General features: G+C 64.0%; 15 protein-coding genes. 9 read left to right on the plus strand and 6 right to left on the minus strand.

The features are described 5' to 3' along the window. Positions 1 to 4 precede the first annotated feature (4 nt). Entirely contained in the window at positions 5 to 3058 is a 3054-nt protein-coding gene (locus tag BST13_RS06390) for a hypothetical protein (RefSeq protein WP_142282746.1), read from the minus strand. 733 nt (positions 3059 to 3791) lie between these two features. On the opposite strand from BST13_RS06390, the gene BST13_RS06400 reads away from it, so the two are divergent. Together BST13_RS06400 and BST13_RS06405 are read left to right on the plus strand one after the other, a co-directional pair. Beyond that, positions 3792 to 4415 carry a hypothetical protein gene (locus BST13_RS06400; protein ID WP_142282747.1) on the plus strand — a complete coding sequence of 208 codons (624 nt, stop codon included), beginning with the start codon at positions 3792 to 3794 and terminating at the stop codon, positions 4413 to 4415. Between the two features lie 42 nt (positions 4416 to 4457). Beyond that, complete coding sequence (locus BST13_RS06405) at positions 4458 to 5579, plus strand: hypothetical protein (protein WP_083161787.1); 1122 nt, start codon at positions 4458 to 4460, stop codon at positions 5577 to 5579. A 28-nt stretch (positions 5580 to 5607) separates the two neighbouring features. Here BST13_RS06405 and BST13_RS06410 read toward each other — a convergent pair whose 3' ends face one another. The 4 genes from BST13_RS06410 to BST13_RS06425 all read right to left on the minus strand — a co-directional run bounded on the left by BST13_RS06410 (position 5608) and on the right by BST13_RS06425 (position 11512). Continuing rightward, the gene (locus BST13_RS06410) at positions 5608 to 6378 is read right to left on the minus strand and encodes a DUF1906 domain-containing protein (protein ID WP_029368187.1); all 771 of its coding nucleotides are present in this window, start codon (positions 6376 to 6378) and stop codon (positions 5608 to 5610) included. Between the two features lie 193 nt (positions 6379 to 6571). Beyond that, the gene (locus BST13_RS06415; RefSeq protein WP_083161789.1) at positions 6572 to 8545 is read right to left on the minus strand and encodes an OPT family oligopeptide transporter; all 1974 of its coding nucleotides are present in this window, start codon (positions 8543 to 8545) and stop codon (positions 6572 to 6574) included. An 88-nt stretch (positions 8546 to 8633) separates the two neighbouring features. Then, positions 8634 to 9734 (minus strand): calcium/proton exchanger, encoded by a 1101-nt coding sequence (cax, locus tag BST13_RS06420; protein ID WP_083161791.1) that lies wholly within the window; start codon positions 9732 to 9734, stop codon positions 8634 to 8636. Between the two features lie 374 nt (positions 9735 to 10108). Continuing rightward, complete coding sequence (locus tag BST13_RS06425) at positions 10109 to 11512, minus strand: ADP-ribosylglycohydrolase family protein (protein WP_083161793.1); 1404 nt, start codon at positions 11510 to 11512, stop codon at positions 10109 to 10111. A gap of 68 nt (positions 11513 to 11580) precedes the next feature. Between BST13_RS06425 and BST13_RS06430 the strand changes: the two genes are divergently transcribed. From BST13_RS06430 to BST13_RS06440, 4 genes are all read left to right on the plus strand, one after another. Further along, on the plus strand, positions 11581 to 12237 hold the full coding sequence (locus tag BST13_RS06430; protein WP_083161795.1) for an NUDIX hydrolase: 657 nt from the start codon (positions 11581 to 11583) through the stop codon (positions 12235 to 12237). Between the two features lie 90 nt (positions 12238 to 12327). Beyond that, positions 12328 to 12588, plus strand: coding sequence for a hypothetical protein (locus BST13_RS38640; protein WP_142282748.1), 261 nt, complete (start codon positions 12328 to 12330; stop codon positions 12586 to 12588). Positions 12589 to 12648: 60 nt separating this feature from the next. Further along, the gene (locus BST13_RS06435) at positions 12649 to 13608 is read left to right on the plus strand and encodes a mechanosensitive ion channel family protein (protein WP_083161797.1); all 960 of its coding nucleotides are present in this window, start codon (positions 12649 to 12651) and stop codon (positions 13606 to 13608) included. Between the two features lie 73 nt (positions 13609 to 13681). Beyond that, positions 13682 to 13927 (plus strand): LuxR C-terminal-related transcriptional regulator, encoded by a 246-nt coding sequence (locus BST13_RS06440; protein ID WP_087074493.1) that lies wholly within the window; start codon positions 13682 to 13684, stop codon positions 13925 to 13927. Here BST13_RS06440 and BST13_RS06445 read toward each other — a convergent pair. After that, entirely contained in the window at positions 13903 to 14877 is a 975-nt protein-coding gene (locus BST13_RS06445) for a metallophosphoesterase (protein WP_083161801.1), read from the minus strand. The genes BST13_RS06440 and BST13_RS06445 overlap by 25 nt on opposite strands. Positions 14878 to 15088: 211 nt before the next feature. Between BST13_RS06445 and BST13_RS06450 the strand changes: the two genes are divergently transcribed. The 3 genes from BST13_RS06450 to BST13_RS06460 are packed head-to-tail and all read left to right on the plus strand — an operon-like array spanning position 15089 to position 16212. Next, positions 15089 to 15574 (plus strand): GNAT family N-acetyltransferase, encoded by a 486-nt coding sequence (locus tag BST13_RS06450; RefSeq protein WP_245839405.1) that lies wholly within the window; start codon positions 15089 to 15091, stop codon positions 15572 to 15574. Positions 15575 to 15631: 57 nt separating this feature from the next. Further along, positions 15632 to 15829, plus strand: coding sequence for a hypothetical protein (locus BST13_RS06455; protein WP_029368172.1), 198 nt, complete (start codon positions 15632 to 15634; stop codon positions 15827 to 15829). Further along, entirely contained in the window at positions 15826 to 16212 is a 387-nt protein-coding gene (locus BST13_RS06460) for a type II toxin-antitoxin system death-on-curing family toxin (protein WP_083161803.1), read from the plus strand. Before BST13_RS06455 ends, BST13_RS06460 begins: the two co-directional genes overlap by 4 nt. The last annotated feature ends 12 nt before the right edge of the window (positions 16213 to 16224 follow it).

A 16224-nucleotide genomic window follows, 5' to 3' on the forward strand; every position in this document is an offset into this window, starting at 1 on the left:
GGTCCTAAGTGGAAAGCAGGGTAACTAGGATATCGGCGGCCTGTTGTTCAACGCATCTATATACAAGGCATTTGCGTTTTTTACCGTCCTTGGAGGGTGCCAGAGTCGTAATTGGAACTCGGCCCGACATTGCAATTAGAGCCCGGGCGTATAGGCCAGGCAAGTCGCAGCCCCGCGGCACGAAAACGGCTCGCGACTTGTTGGAGAAGCCTGCCAATGTTACGTCTGCGTCATTCGCAGCAAGGTGCTTAACGAGATGGACTGGCGCGATGCAAGCGAAACCCGCCGAGACGTCATCAGGTGACCTATAGACGTACACCGATTCGAACCCACGTCGTAGCCGGTATGCGCCTGGCGCGTATGGGTCCGTGGAGCGAACCCAATTAGCGGTTTGCAGGTCGAACCGTTCGGCTGACTGAAAGCCTGGCATGGGAACTCTCGTCAGTGCCCTTGCGACGGCGGACAGGGTTGGTAGCGAGCTTAGTATCGCTAATCCCGTATGGGTCACGATCGCGAATCGCGGCAGGACTTTTTCCAGCGTCGACGCGACGTCTGACATCCGATGCGTGAAGCACTGCACCGACGGGCCCGCGCGCTCTGAGACGACCGCGAGCTCGGTTCCGAATTCTGAAAGGCGGGTTTTGACCTCATCAGCGTCTTGCGGTGGCCAAAAGCCCGTAAGGCGAAAAGTACCTTGCGTTGTCTCACCTATGCACGACGGCGATATTTCCCAACGAGTTGCCTGAAACAGCTCATTTCGTTCGACTGCAATGTGCCCCAAGCCTTCAAGGGTTCGGATAAATGTGTCTACAAACAATAGTGATCCCTCAAGTTGTAGAGCTATGGATTCGAGGGTGGAAATCGACCCTCCGCCAAGGTGCATGAGGGCGTCTAGCGCAGCATCCCAATTCGGCCCAGCTTGTTCCTCGACCGACTCAAGTTCGTCGATCGATAGCAGCGAATCGGCGGTTGAGTCTGACTTCTTTTGCCACCGATTGCGCGGCCAGGTGGGAAAACGCTTCACCATAGCGCATGACTTGCACTCACCCTCAATGAATTTGGCTGCCGTCTTGCCGTAGTACGTAGGGAGCACGAAATGATGGGCACCAGTGACGATGCACGACTTCGGGTCGGGGGTCCCGACCTGGATAGTCGGGCGAGAGACCACCTGTCGTGAGCTGTTCCACACGACCTTAGACGACGCCTTGCGAATCGGTTGGACGTTCAGATCGCCATTGGTCGCGAGACCGTCTATGAACATTTCGGATTCGGACCGGACTTCTGTCGCGGTAAGTATGCCGACGGGGTCGGTGAGAACATAAGCCAGCCGAGGTGCGTTCTCCCACGACGTATCGACGTCGGCGCTGGACCGTAACCGGATCGACGATTGCTGTATCGGAGTCGACTTTTTTCCGGTGTAGAGCGAGACTCGGTAGTCTCCATCCGGAAGATTCGCGTCCGAAAGACTCGCCACTAGCGAACCTGTGTGTGACTTCCACTCGTGCAGGACAAGTTCGGAGGTCGCCTCAGACAGCGTCACGAGCAGTTCTAATTCGCTTTGAACTGCAGCCCGAACTTCAGGAGGGCTGTGCGTCGACCACTTACGAATCTTGGACGGAATGCGCAGGCCGCCTGCGAGGGTGAGCTTGTTGCGGGCGAGCGGAACCAGCTCGTTCAGGTGTGTCTCCGGAGATCCGAATAGCTGGACATCCTTGAACAGGGCCCAGCCTGGCGGCAATCCGTTGAGGATGTCAATACGCCGATACCCTGGCCGTGCGCATGCCGCAAGAACCCGTTCAACTTCGTCAGCTGCTTTGGTTTTCACCTTCGTCTCGTTCGACACGGTTCGTACAAGCACGAGAGAGTCGGCACCAATCTGAAGGCGCTCGGATTCGACAAAGGCTGATTGGAGCTCGTCGTAGACCAGAGGTATTACGGTCCGTGGGAACCGCTTGTACTCTATGACGGGCTCAGCCGCGTGGCGGAGTCGCACTACACCTTCGAGTATCGATCCGAAGTCGATGGCCTGGTTGTAAGACGTTCGCCAAAGGCCGGCCGTCCCGGGCGCGAATCCGATATCGATCCAAGACCCGTCTGTGGAGAGAACCTCCATTTTGCCGTCCATATCTCCCGTGAGAGGCCTCAGTCCCAGTGACAGCCCAAGCGATTGCTCAATAAACCCGGACCGGACATTCGCCACCAACGTCGCGCGCGTTGCTAGAGGCGTTCCACCCACCGTTACGGCCGATTCGTCTCCGATCGTTCCATCCCAGTTCGCTAGTTCCACAGCGGCGACAGTTGCGATGCGTTCGCGAGTGGCGGGCCGCTCCCACAGGTGGCGCAGGTTGTTGGATGCGGAGGACTGCTCTGATCCGAGCCAGACATCGAGGTAGGTGATTAGATCCTCGGGTGCCAAGTGCATTCCCGGGCTGAGGCCGAACTGGGCGAACATCACGGGAAACTTCTGCCGGTCGCCCTCACGAACAAGCGCCTGCGACATCGGCAGGCCCACATAACGGAATGTGAGCGCGTATGCGGTCGGAATGCCGCGTGCTCCATCGAGGTCGTCAAGCCATCGGTTGAGACATCGCCACAAGAATTCTGCGTGATTCGCGTACTGCTGACGTAATCGAGTGTCGGCGTCTGGGAGTCCCAGCAATCGGGCTAGGCGCGCGTAATAGGCGTTGCCTGCAATGTCGTCATCGGTAATGCCCATGTCCTCCGCGGCCAGTGCAGTAACCGCCAGGAAGGCAAGGCACGGGGGTGGCATGTTCCGATCCTTCGTTCGCGACCACGCCGCCGTGCGCTGTACGAGAGCGCCTAGGTCAATCTTGCCCTTGTGGACCGACGCAGCTCGTACAGCCCTGGTGAGAGCCTTGCGCGGGTCGCCACTTTCATCGCGGGCGTATTCGGCGATCTTCTGAAGCTCCGCTACTTCCATGTCCATATAGACGGGCAACGACGCATCGGTCATCGGGTATAGGACCTGTGCGACCGCATCATTCCATTCCAGATACTCCGCCCATGTCCCGTCATTCGCCCCGGCCGCAGCTCGCATCCAGTCCTCCGTCCCCAAGTTCGTGCGGTGCGCGCTGCGACAGTGCTGGACATCGCCACGACCCACACGGTTGTGCCTAGCGGAAAGTTTGCCTGATACCTCTGACATCTACGCGCGCTTCAAGGGATTCGCCGTGATGTGGATTTTCAGAACGGCGATTCGCTTCAAATCCGTGGCCTTTGTGCCGCTTGTTCAGGGTCGATGACGGGATCGTACGCAGGCGGCCCCGTAGTAGTTACGAAGGCGGATGTCCAAATACGGGCAAGTTCGTGGGCTTACGATGCCAGAGCGTAGTCTCTTGGGACCACTACTCGTCCGGGAAGGGGAGTCTTTATGGCGCTAATTGCAAATTTTGAACCGGTAGTCTCGGAGAAGAATTCTCTGCACCGACCAGTTTCGTGTGGGTTCCGGTCCTTCGATCATGCGGGAAACAAGATTCTACAGCTCGATACATACGGAACGGTTGATCGGCAGATGCCCAACAAAATATCCCAGTCTATTCAGATCGATCGAAAGGGTGCCGAGGCTCTTATTTGTCTAATACGCGAGACTTTCGGCGACATTTGATTTAGCACCACAATGTCGGAATTAGTTCAATGAGTGAGGCAATTCCGAGCTTGCCGACCATGACGGCGACCTCGACCGGGCCATCGACCTGCTCAGCCAGGAAGACCACCCGCAATACGGGGCGATCGTCGAGCGGTTGCGCGCAGCCGGACGGCCGGACAATGCGGTGACATGGATCGATCGCGCCGTGGCAGCGGGACGCATCAGCAGCTACGGTGGTGGCAACGAATACTGGCTGAGTCCGGACTTCGTCGCCGCCACATACAAAGCACTGGGCCGTATCGACGACGCGCTCGCGGCGCTGCGCGCAGACTTCGTCCGCCAGCCGTCAGTCGAGAACTACCGCGTCCTGCTCGATTTCGCGGCCGGCGTCGACCGTTCGAAGACCGAACACGCATGGGCCCTGGAGCATGCGGAACAACTGGCCTCCGACCGCTTCGCCGCCGGAGCACTCCTGGTTCAGCTGCTGATGAGCGATGGCGATATGGAGGCCGCGTGGCAGGCTGCTGACCGTTACGGTCCGGGTTGGGCCTGGAAGGAATTGGCGGTGCGAGGCGCCGACACTCGACCCGTCGAAGCGGCAGACTTGTATCGCCCCGGACTCGAGAAGGATCTGCGGTACCCCGACTCCAAGCTGTACCCTGACGTCGCCGAGCGACTGGCGACGATGGCCGAGCTCTATGAGAAAGGCGGTCGCAGTGCTGATTTCGCGTCGTTCATGGCGCAGATCCGTCAGGACTACCGCAAGCGGCCCGCTCTGATGAAAGCGCTCGACGCCAGGCGGCTCTGAACGACAGCCGAACATGTCAGTGGCCGTGCGTAGCCTCCATTTATGAACGACAAACGACGAGCGCGCAGGGCCAAACAGGTCCGACGTGACACGCGACGGGCGAAGAAGCGCGATGCGCAGAGCGCCACAGCGCTGAGCGATTTCGCCCGAAAAGCACTGGCGCGCAGGCATCCGCTGGATCTGCTGTCCATTGCCAGCCTGCTGGTGAATGTGGCGAAACCTGACCCGCTCGGCAACCAGACGTATGTGGACAGCGTTTTGGGCGCCTTGATCGAGGTGCCGACTCGGGAGACGACGGCACTGTTGGCCGTGATTGCCGAACTGTTCGATGACGACCCCGCGGCACAGCTGCGATGTCGTGAAGAGCTGGCCGAACGCGACGAGCATCTGCCGCAGTGGATTCCCGCTCTCTCGCAGGTCGACGTGTATCGGGCTGTGCGCAGAAGCCATGTGCTCGGCGATGCCGACGAAATCGTGCTCGGTATGCGCATCGATGGTGAGCACGAGCTGACGGTCGCGGTCTGGATCGACCACACCATTCTGTCGGGCATTGCCGACGTAGGCGTTGTGCCGAAACCGATCGACAAGGCCCTTGTCCGCGTGGCCGAACTGAGCGCCGATGCCGATGTCCTCGAAATGAACCTCGCCGATGCCCGCGCGTGGCTCGAAGATGCGCTCGCCAAGCCAACATTCGGACAGGAAACCCAGACCTGGCCGCTCTACCAAGCTCTCGTGCAGTGGTTGGTCCGTCGGCTTCCCGAAGGCGGTGAGCACCGCTGGCAGGCGATGGACTGGCCCGAGATCGAGGAGCTGTGCGACAGGTTCTTCGCCACGGATTCCGCCGCGCCGTTCACCGACTCCGGCCATCGGGAGCTGCTGCTGGAGCTCCTCGATGATGAGCGAGATCCGTTGCGGTGGAGCGCAATGCGCGTCGAACAGGCGATCGGCAGCGCGCACCACTACGACTACGACAGGATCCCGCTTGAGATCGCGCTGGACGCACCGGACGTGCTGCGTGCATTCATCCCATTCGCTCACGCGCAGAGGGGAATTCGAGATGAGCTGACGTCGCGAACGCTCGCGGTGATCGACGCACTGAGGTCGAGTTACAAACGAGAGGTGCTGAAGGAGGCGGAATACTGGGGGTATCTCGATGCCGGCTAGTGACGATACAACGTGACCACGTGCAACCTCACGGATGTAGGTTCCACTGCCCACAATCCTGGGCCAGGACATCGTTGACGTCGACCGAGAGTCCGCCGACCGCCGGGCCTGGATTCGAGGCGGTGCTCACCACACGCTGGTAGAGAACCGCGGCCGGGTATACCTGCCCGCCGGACCAGGAGCGCGTCTGCCACGCCCACACGCGGCCGGGCGTGCTCGACCTCCCGATGACACCGTCGGCTGCGGCCCATTGGCACGGGTTGATCCCGGCATAGATGCCGGTGCGCTGCGGTCCGAGCACCGAGTTGATTCCACGAAACCACGGCAGTGCGACGCTGTTCCAGGTGTTGCGGTCGATGTCCTCGTCGACGCTGAAGAAGATCGGCGCACTCCGGCCACCGCCTGCGGCGGTATGCAGCTGCCAGGCGGTGCGCGCGTCGGCGACACCACCGGCGTACCCGCGCGTGAAGTCCGATGGTGCCGTGCTACCCGGCTTGCCGTATTGGTAGTTGCTGACGATCACCAGGCCGGCAGCGGTCAGCGACTGGGCGTAGGGAAGCGTGATCGGCTTGGCGCCGAAGGATGACCCGGGCCGCGACGTCGAGACGTAGTTGATCACCCCGGAGTGGCCGGCGGCCCGGATATCCCGGGCCGGAATCTGGCGCGCGGCGAAGTCGATCAGCGTGGGCGCAGCGGCGGACGCAGTGGGCGTGCCGGCGCATGCTGATGCCGCGCCCAGGCCGACCAAAGCCGAGGCCGCGGTGGCATAGCGCAGCACGTCACGCCGGGAAACCTGCACCGCTCGACGGTAACAAAGTGACTGCTGAGACTCTTGTTGCCTCGCGAGTCGATTTCGATTCAATATCAGACCGTTATGCCGCCGGTGTGGCGGCGCGCCCCGACCCCAAGCTGCGACGCCGTGACACGACTGGGCCGCGCGCCAAAAGATCCAAGTCAGCGACGTGGCACGGCAGCGTGGTGTGGCGGACGTGTCAGCTGTCGACCTTCACATCACGCCCCGCAGTCTTCTGCGTCCACTTGTACATCCAGCCGACCACAAGCACGAACGCGATGATCCCGATGATCTCGGCGAGGTTGCCGGTGTTGCTGGTGAAGATCGCGAACGGGTCTTCGCTGCCGGTGCCGGCGACGAATCCGGCGAAGACGACGCCGTAGAGGCTCTCGCCGACGATCATGCCGGTGGCCAGCAGGACGCCGAGGCGTTTCTTGCGTTCCACGTTGCCGCCGGTCCGGTCAGCCCAGCGGTTGTAGAAGTAGCCCAGCAACGCGCCGAACGGGATGATCAGCGTCAGGCTCATTGGCAGGTACATGCCCATGCCGACGGCCAGTGGCGGCAGGGCGAATCGTGTTGTGCGGTTGAGGATCTCGTCGACAATGATGACCGCGACGCCGATCGCGGCGCCCAGCCCGATCAGCGACCAGTTCAGCGATCCGCCGAACACGCCTTTGGTCAGCGAGGAGATCAGCGCGGCCTGCGGTGCGGCGAGGGCGTTCTCCTTGGCGCCCGGCGCGCCGAGGAACCCGAACGCGCGCTGCATCAGGTCGAGCACCGGCGGGATGATCGCCGAGCCGAACAGCACGCCAATCACCAACGCCACCTGCTGTTTCCACGGGGTGGCGCCGACCAGCTGGCCCGTCTTGAGGTCCTGCAGGTTGTCGTTGGAGATGGTGGCCACGCCGAAGGTGACGGCCGTGACGAACAGCGTGAAGGCGATCAGCGCGGTGGACTGGCTGCCGCTGGTGTGGCCGAACACCAGCTTGATCACCAGCGCGGCGATGAGCACGGTCAAGATGCCGACGCCGGAGATGGGACTGTTCGACGAGCCGATCAGGCCGGCCATGTACCCGCACACCGCGGCGATCACCAGGCCGATGAGGAAGACGAAAACCAGGCTGGCCACGATGATCCCGGCCGCACTGCCCTGCAGGGCGGTGCCGCGGGTGAACTCCCAGAGCAACAACGCGATCGGGAGCAACATCACGACGACGGTGCCGATCACGATGGGGAAGGGGATGTCGCGTTCGGTGATGTCGACGAGCTGGCCCTGCCTGCGGTTGCGCGAGGAGGCCAGTGCGTCGGTGATGCCCTTGATGATGGGGCGCAGGATCTTCAGCAGTGTCCATACCGCAGCCACGGCGATCGCGCCGGCACCGATGAACCGCACCTCGTGCACGAACGCGGTGTCGATGACGTCGGCGAGGGATGCGTCGCCGCCGAACGCTCCGCTGGTACGGATCGGCAGCATGATGCCGAACGAGATGACCAGCCCGACGAGCATCGCGATGCCGACGGTCATTCCGACCAGATGCCCGACGCCGATCAGGGCCAGCGAGAGGCTGGCGCCGAACATCGACCCGCCGGAGCCGAGGCGGTAGTAGGCCGAGACGGAGTTGGACAGCACCTTGAGGTTGGCCAACAGGCCGAATGCGGCGGAGATCACCGAGCCGAACGTGATGACCCGGATGCCGATGCGGTTGTCCTCGACGCCGCCGGTGCGTTCACCGACTTTGAGCACCTCGGCGGCCGCGACGCCTTCGGGATAGGGCAGATCCGAGCCGGTCACCAGGGCGCGGCGCAGCGGGATGGAGTACATGACGCCGAGGATGCCGCCGACAGCGCACACCGCCAGGGTGATCCAGTAGGGGAATCCTGTCCACCAGCCGATCATGACGAGCCCCGGCAGCACGAAGATGATCGCCGAGAGCGTGCCCGCCGCCGAGGCGAGGGTCTGCACGATGTTGTTCTCGACGATGGAGTGGTCGCGGAAGCTGCGCAGGATCGCCATCGAGATCACTGCGGCCGGGATCGAGGTGGCGAAGGTCAGGCCCACCTTGAGGCCCAGGTAGACGTTGGCGGCGGTGAACACCAGCGTGATCGCTCCGCCGAGCAGGATCCCCCGGACGGTCAGTTCACGCAGCGTGGATGTGGTGGGTGACGCGGTCACCTCGGCCCCCTCTTGGTCGCAGTTGCTGACTAACGGTAGGCGCTGGGCTACGGCGCCGAGGGCCGATCGGCGCAGGGGATTCGAACCGTCAGCCCCACCAGAACGATGCCGCGATGATCCCGTACAGGACGACGAGCGTCGCACCTTCCAGCCATGTCGACTCACCGTCGAAAGAGATGAACGCGGCCAGCATGACCGCCAGCAACAGCGCCACCACCAACATCGGGCTGAGGACCAGCGTGAGCGCGGCCAACCCGGTGAACTGGGAGATGAGCACCAGCAGCGGCGCGAGCACCAGGGCGATCTGCAGCGGGGAATTGAGGACCACCGAGAACGCGTACGCCGACTGCCCGCTGGCCGCCAGCTGGATACCGACAAAATTCTCCACGGCATTACCGGCGATCGCGACCACCACCAAACCGGCGAACGCCTGCGAGATGTTCAGCGTCGCCATGGCGGGTTCGAGCGCGGCGACGAACCAGTCGGACACGAAGGCGGCCAACACACCGGCGACGGCGAGCATGCCGATCGCGAGCCAGACGGGCCAGCGCGGTTGTTCGTGCGGTTCAGCGGCGGCGACGTCGGGCTGCAGCGGGGCCTCGGTGGTGTCGCGGCGCAGCGACGCCGGCAAGGACAGTGCGAACAGGCCGAGCAGCAGCACCGAGACGACGATGGACAACGCGTCCTCGTGCTCGGCGGCGGGGGTGTGAATCCAGTAGGCCACTGACGGAATGGACAGCGCCGTCACCGAAAGCAGCATCAACACGGTGATGGTCCGCGCTCGCTCCGAGCCGAGTTGTTGGGTGCCGTGCCGAAGCCCGCCGACCAGGAACGCCAGCCCCAACACGAGCAACAGGTTGGCGAGGATGGACCCGACCAGCGCTGCGCGCACCACGTCGACCAGGCCGGCCTGCAGGCTGAACAAACAGATGAACAGCTCGGGCAGGTTGCCGAGCGCGGATTGCAGGACGCCGGTGGCCCCGGCGCCGAACCGGTCGCCGAGCTGGTCGACGCTGCGGCCCACCAGCGCCGCGAGCACGGCGACCGCCGCTGCGGCGACCAGGAACGCCACCACCGAATTCCAGCCACCGAAATGGGCGAGCCCGGCGCACACGGCAAGTGCCGCCGAGAGGGTCAGCAAGATCCGATCGGACCGGATCAGTACAGGACTGGCTGTGGCGGCCGACATGGGTCAACCGTAAAAGGCGATCGGCCAGCCGGCAGCGGATCTGGCCACAGCTAAGTCATGGGAGCGCGAATATTGTGGCGCGCTTTGATAATTCAGCGGTGGTGCAAACGACGAGCCCGCCAAGCCCGAGCTGTGCGGGCTCATCGCCTGCGGCATTACTTCTGGCCGGTGCCGCGACACGCGGAGCAGTTGACCCAGTTGCCGAAGTCGCTGTGGCCTCCGGTGCCATTGCAGCGTGGGCAGACGCCGCGTAGCCGCCGTACGAGTTTGAGCATATTGCGCCCCTTCCGTTGTGGTGGATCTCCAACGGTGCCAGCTTGTTTGGTGCGGCGGAATAGGACATTCGGACGACACGAACGCCGACGACTCAGATGTCACGCCAGAGAGCAGCGTCGCAACGCGTCGCGAAAGGCCGGGTTCGGATTCGCGTCGGGCAGTACCTCCAGCACGTCGGACAACGCCCGCTCGGCGTCGATACCAAGGCGCCGCGCCCCGTAGAGCGCCGCCACGGTGGGTGTGCGGCTGTACGCCTCGACGCAGTGCAGCAGGACCGTGCGTTCCTGGGCGCGAAGCTCTTCGATGGTGCGCACGGCGTCGAGCAGGACGAAATCCAGGTGTGGGTTTTCGTCGGGACCGGTGCTGTCGATGAGCCGCACCTCGACGTGCGGCAGTCCTTTGGGCACGTCGGTGTCCGCGATCCGGCACAGCGACACCACCGCGTCCACCTCGGCAGGCAACTGGCGCAGCGCATTCACGCTCCCCAGAAGGACATTCGGGTCATGTGGGTGGGCAGTGAGGATGTTGACGCGCGACCAGGAGTAGTCGGGATCGGTGCTCGGCTTCTTCCGTTCGATCGTCGCCGCTAGCTGCACGAGTCCGCGGGCCGTGATGCCCGGCCAGCCGTGCAGCAGCGCCCGCCACTGCAACGGAACCGCTGACGCGCCGTATGCCGCACCGAGCAGAGCGCCGGCGATGGCGGCGACGGTGTCGGTGTCGTTGCCACAGCGCACGGCGGCGTCGAGCCCGCGGCGGAGATGTTCGGGCCCGGTGGCGTCGGTGGTGGCGATCGCCGACCACGCGGCCTGCAGCGCAGCGACCACCCAGCCATTGTTGGGGAAGTCCGCTGGGCGTGACGCCTCAGCTTCGTCGAGCCGCCGAGACCACATCTCGCGGCGGCCGGAGTCGATGTGGCGCAACCCGATTCGCACGTCGAGCTCCGCGGTCAACACTGCGTGCCGAATTGCACTGCACCACAACACCGTTGCGTCGGCGGCCTCCGGATCGAAATGAGTGAGCTCGCTGACCGCTCTGGCCGCTTCGACCATGGCGTCTTCGTCGTGAAGATAGGCCAATGCCACCGGCGCGGTGCGCATCAGCGAACCATTGCCCGCGGTGCGCCCGGTGCGCTCGTGCAGGGTGGCTGCTGCGGCGCGGGCGCCGGCTCCCGACAGCGCGCCGTCACGGGCGGCGGCGGTCAGGACCGAACGGGTCTGGATCCCGACATCCTTGGCGCCCAGAGACCATTCGTGCCAGCGGGCGACGATCGCGTCGTGGGCGGCAGCGTCGCGAAGATCGGCGCCGGTCGCCGCTACCTCTGCGATGGCGATCGCCATCGCGGTGTCATCGGTCCATTCGCCCGGTTCCCATGGGCCGCCACCGGCCATCTCCACGGCCAGCTCCGGCCCGCGTGCCGGCTCGAACTCATACGGGGCGCCCAGGGCGTCCCCGGCCGCGGTCCCGAGGAGGACACCCTCGACTCGGTCGTTCAGTGATGCCATGCAGGCCTCCTCGACTTATTTGCGCATATTTGCGCTAATTGAGTTGGACTGTACGCTGAGGCACTGACATGGACAACCAGAGTCGTCGAGACAGCCACGGGAAACGGCTTGAGGACTACCCGCGGCCATCGGTCGCCGTCGACACTGCGCTGCTGACAATCGATCCCGCACAAGGGCTGGTGGTGCTGCAGGTGCGCCGCCCGAGCGGCCCCGGCTGGGCGCTGCCGGGCACCTTTCTGCACGAGGGAGAGGCGCTGGCCGACGCCGTGGCGCGATCCCTCGCTGACAAGGCCAACATCCACGGCGTGCTGCCGCGGCAACTGCGGGTCTTCGATGCCCTCGACCGTGATGACCGTGGGTGGGTGCTCTCCGTCGCGCACGTCGCTGTCGTCCCGCCCGAACGGTTGGCGACGCGCGTCGTCGAAACCACCCGATTGGTACCCGTGAACGCGCCGGGCCGGCTGGTCTACGACCACACCAAGATCATCGAACTCGCCGTCGCCGACGTGCGCGACCGCTACCAGGCGGAACCTGACCCCGACGGCCTACTGGGCGACGCATTCACCCTGCGGGATCTGCGCCTGATCCATGAGGCCGTGGCGGGAGAATCGTTGCAGCGTGACACTTTTCGGCGGGCCATGGAAGGTCAACTGGAAGCGACCGGCGATACCACGGCCGGCGGTCGAGGGCGGCCGGCTGAGCTGTTTCGCCGCGCGACGATGTGAGACCGGCCCCACCAGGGGTTTACGCGTCGCCGGCGTCGGCTACCCCGAGGGTTCGGCGCAAAACTCCCGAGGAAAGTGGGTGAAACAAGCATGACCTTCACATCTACCCGCATGACACTGGTGCTCGCCGGATCGGCAACCGCAGTGGCCGTTGCCCTTTCGCCCGGCGCCGGGGCGGACGAGCCCAACCAGTGCCAGAGCGGAGGAACTCCCGGCGGCGTGGCGGGTCCGCCGACGTGTGAGGTGACGCCGCCGGCCGTCACCGGAACACCTGGGCCGACGCCGGGGCCAGGCGTTCAGAACGGGCCCTACGGGCCGGCCGAGGAGCAGCCGCCGGTTGGCGGGCATTAGTCCTGCCGGACCGCGGCCACGGTTCGACTTTCGCGAAACTCCTTCCGTACGGTCGGAACCATGAGTGTGTACAACGTGGCTTTCGAATGGACGGAAACCAATCGGCATTGGCTCATCGAGGTCCCCATCCGCATCGCGGCGTACATCGTCGTCGCACTGTTGGTGCGATTTTTGCTGCACCGCATGATCGATCGCGCGACCACCGGTAAAGCTCGCGAGGTCCGTGGCGGGGACATGGAAGTCGAGACCAAACGGCCACCGCTGGTGCGCTATTTGCGTGACCGGGCATCAGCAGCAGGAGGCAGAGCGGCCGAACGGCGCCAGCAGCGCGCCCAGACCATCGGATCGGTCCTCAAATCGACCGTGTCGATCCTGCTGCTGATCTGGGTGGTGTTGGCGGTGCTCAGCACACTCGGCGTGAACATCGCGCCGTTCATCGCCTCTGCCGGCGTCGTCGGCCTCGCCATCGGCTTCGGCGCGCAGAACCTGGTCAAAGACTTCGTCACCGGTGTGTTCATGCTGCTGGAGGACCAGTACGGCGTCGGCGACACCGTGGACGTCGGGGACGTGACCGGTGAGGTGCAGAGCGTCGGACTGCGGATCACCACGCTGCGCGACATCGACGGCACCCTCTGGTACGTCCGCAACGGCGAGATCTCTCGCGTCGGGAACATGAGCCAGGATTTTGCCGTCGCGCGGGTCGAGGTGCCGGTCGCACTGACTGCTGATGTCGACCGGGCCGAGCAGGTCGCCCTCGACGCCGCGCACGACGTCATCGCTGACCCGGCGGTGGCCCACAAGGTGGTGGGTGAGCCGGAAATGCTTGGCGTGCAGGAGTTGTCAGCGGATCTGCTGAAACTGCGGATGACGGTGAAGACCAAGCCCAACGCGCAGTGGGCGGTGCAGCGCAGGTTGCGGCGAGCGGTGCTGCGGGCTTACGACGAGCACGGCATCGACCTGCCCTACCCGCAGGGACGCATCCACGCCGTGGTCGGCGGGAAACCCGCCGAGGAGAGCTAGTTGTCGGAGGTCTCTGTCATTCTGTTCGGCTCGCGTGTGCGGGCTGTCCGAACAGAAAGATGGAGACGTTCCGATGAACACCGGCCACTGCACGCGCGTCGAGCTTTCGACGCGTGAGCGCGAGATTCTGATTGCCTGGCTGAGAACGGAAAGCAAAGCCGCTGTGGGGCGGGCACTGTTCATCGCGCCCGGCACCGTCGCGACATATCTGCAGCGGGTGCGCGCGAAGTACGAGCGAGCGGGACGGCCCGCCCCGACCAAAGCGGCCCTGGCCGCGCGGGCGATCCAGGATGGCTACATCGCGCTCGACGACCTGTAATGGTCAGGGCGGATTTGTTTTTCGCCGGACCAGCGGTACGCCGTCAGCGCGCCGCCTCGCACCGCGCTGAAGTCGACGCATGCGGTGTAGGCGGTCCAGTCCTGCCGATGCTTGGGCGTGCCCTGCCGCCAGTAATGGCCGTAGAACACCGGTACTCTCCCCATGTAGATGTGCGACAGGGTATTTGCCACTTCCAACTCCGGCAACGGTGGGTAGGGCTCGCCGGCTTCGGTCGTGAAATTGCCGCCCATTTCGGCGATGTCGCGCAAGGTGCGGGCCTCGCCGTTCCACCACTGCATGCGGGCGTTCTCCCGTGGGTGGCCGTCCTTGTCGTGGTACTTGGGCTGTCCGTGATCGACCAGGCTGATCTCCGGGCCCTTCAGCAGCGTCTCGACCGCCGTGAACAACGGATCGTTCTCGTCGCTGGCTGCCACCAGGTGCTTCACGTCTCCGAACGGCGTGCTCGAGCCGCACTGATGCTCGACGAGTCTCATCGAGTCCTCGTGCCAGCAGGCATGCACGACTCGCAGATCCCCGAGGTCGAGCCACAGCGGAATCGTCCTGAACCACTTCAGGTATCGGCGGCGGTCGTCGCTTGTGACCTGGTCGAGAAAGGCTCGGTGCTGGTTGGTGTTCTTCTCGGTGTGCGGGCGCAGGAAGTTGCCGCTGCCGGGCGGCCATTCGGTGTCGTAGGCCAGCGCGTTGAACTCGTGATTGCCCATCACGATCTTCGCGCTGCCGGAGTCGACCATGGACTTGACGGTGCGCAGTACCTGCAACTGTTCTCCGCCGCGGTCGATCAGGTCGCCCACGAAGATGGCCTGGCGGTCGGGATGGCGGTATTCGCCTGTGCCGTCGGCTTTTTGGTAGTCGAGCGCGATCAGCAAGTCTTCGAGTTTGGTGGCACATCCGTGGACGTCGCCGATGATGTCGTATCCCTGCACTGTCATTCCTGGACTCCCTTCGTCCGGTGATCCTGCTGACCGCTGGCTTTCGACCGTGGAGATGGCGTGGCATGCCATCTGAACTCGACGACGGCCTCTCAACACGCACCTTGATGGTATCGGTGTGCACTGACAGGTGAGAATGCGGTGGATTGGGCAATGTGTGGTGAGAGGCATCGTCAAAACTTTTGACGGCGTCGAGGCGGTTGTGTGTCACGTGGCAGACTTCCACGTGATGCACGCACAGATCCTGCACGCCGATGACTGGCCGCTCTGGCGTCATCTCCGCCTGCAGGCGCTGGCAGAGTCACCCGACATGTACGGGTCGACGCTGGCCGAGTGGACGGGCACCGGTGACACGGAAGAGCGCTGGCGCCAACGGTTTTCCACCGTTCCGCTCAACATCGTCGTTCATTGCGATGGGGAACCGGCCGGGATCGTGGGTGCCTACGAGCAGCCTGGCGGTGCGGTGGAACTGATCTCCATGTGGGTCGCACCGGCTGCTCGTGGACGCGGTGTCGGCGACGCCGCTGTGCAGGCCGTGCTGGATTGGGCCGGAGCTCGCGACGTGGTGCTCTCGGTCAAGGCGCACAACCGGCCGGCCATCGCGCTCTACGAACGCAACGGATTCGTAGATGCCGGGCCATCGCCCGACGATGCCGGTGAGCGGTTGATGCGTCGGCGCGCTGAAGCATGGTCGTGACGGCGGCTGCTTACGAGGTCGGTACCTGATTTGGTACCAGCAGCGGTATCGTGGGTTATGCCTTCTTTGAATGTGGACTTCGACGAGGCCGAAATGGAGCAGATCCGTGCCGCTGCCCGAGCTGATGACCTGTCGCTCAAGAAGTTCGCGCATGCGGCCATCATGGAGCGCGCGAGCATGCACAAGCGCCGGATCGCGGAGGCGGCGCGAGTAGTGGCTGAGCGTTCGGCAGAGCTCAACCGGCGTTTGGCGTGATCGAGTACCTCGACCGCGAGGATGTTCTCACCGCAGGCTCCATCGCATTCGGCGCCGAGGTGAAAGTGCGCGACTACGGTCTGCTCGACGCTGCGGTCGCCCGACCGCAGGCGACAGTTTTCGGTGTGGACGCGTATCCAGAGATCTGGGACAAGGCGGCTGCGCTGTTGCAGTCGCTGGCGCGCAATCCTGCCCTTGTCGACGGGAACAAGCGGACGGCCTGGGCCGCCGCGTGGACCTTCTTGCATATCAATGGGTTTGAGCTGGCACCTGACTTCGATGTCGATCGGGCCGAGAATCTCATGAATGAGGTCGCGACCCGAGATCGGGAGTGGGCCGATATTTCGGCTGCGCTGGCGGGGTTTGCCGCACGACCCCGATGAATTGGCAAATTT

This window comes from Mycobacterium aquaticum (assembly GCF_002086485.1).
Classification (GTDB): domain Bacteria; phylum Actinomycetota; class Actinomycetes; order Mycobacteriales; family Mycobacteriaceae; genus Mycobacterium; species Mycobacterium aquaticum.

Bases quoted from the DNA above. Each gene is read 5' to 3' on its own strand.
- BST13_RS06440 (WP_087074493.1), top strand. From the start codon at position 13,682: ATGAACACCGGCCACTGCACGCGCGTCGAGCTTTCGACGCGTGAGCGC.
- BST13_RS06430 (WP_083161795.1), top strand. From the start codon at position 11,581: ATGGACAACCAGAGTCGTCGAGACAGCCACGGGAAACGGCTTGAGGAC.
- cax (WP_083161791.1), bottom strand. From the start codon at position 9,734: ATGTCGGCCGCCACAGCCAGTCCTGTACTGATCCGGTCCGATCGGATC.
- BST13_RS38640 (WP_142282748.1), top strand. From the start codon at position 12,328: ATGACCTTCACATCTACCCGCATGACACTGGTGCTCGCCGGATCGGCA.
- BST13_RS06390 (WP_142282746.1), bottom strand. From the start codon at position 3,058: ATGCGAGCTGCGGCCGGGGCGAATGACGGGACATGGGCGGAGTATCTG.
- BST13_RS06435 (WP_083161797.1), top strand. From the start codon at position 12,649: ATGAGTGTGTACAACGTGGCTTTCGAATGGACGGAAACCAATCGGCAT.
- BST13_RS06455 (WP_029368172.1), top strand. From the start codon at position 15,632: ATGCCTTCTTTGAATGTGGACTTCGACGAGGCCGAAATGGAGCAGATC.
- BST13_RS06445 (WP_083161801.1), bottom strand. From the start codon at position 14,877: ATGACAGTGCAGGGATACGACATCATCGGCGACGTCCACGGATGTGCC.
- BST13_RS06425 (WP_083161793.1), bottom strand. From the start codon at position 11,512: ATGGCATCACTGAACGACCGAGTCGAGGGTGTCCTCCTCGGGACCGCG.
- BST13_RS06405 (WP_083161787.1), top strand. From the start codon at position 4,458: ATGAACGACAAACGACGAGCGCGCAGGGCCAAACAGGTCCGACGTGAC.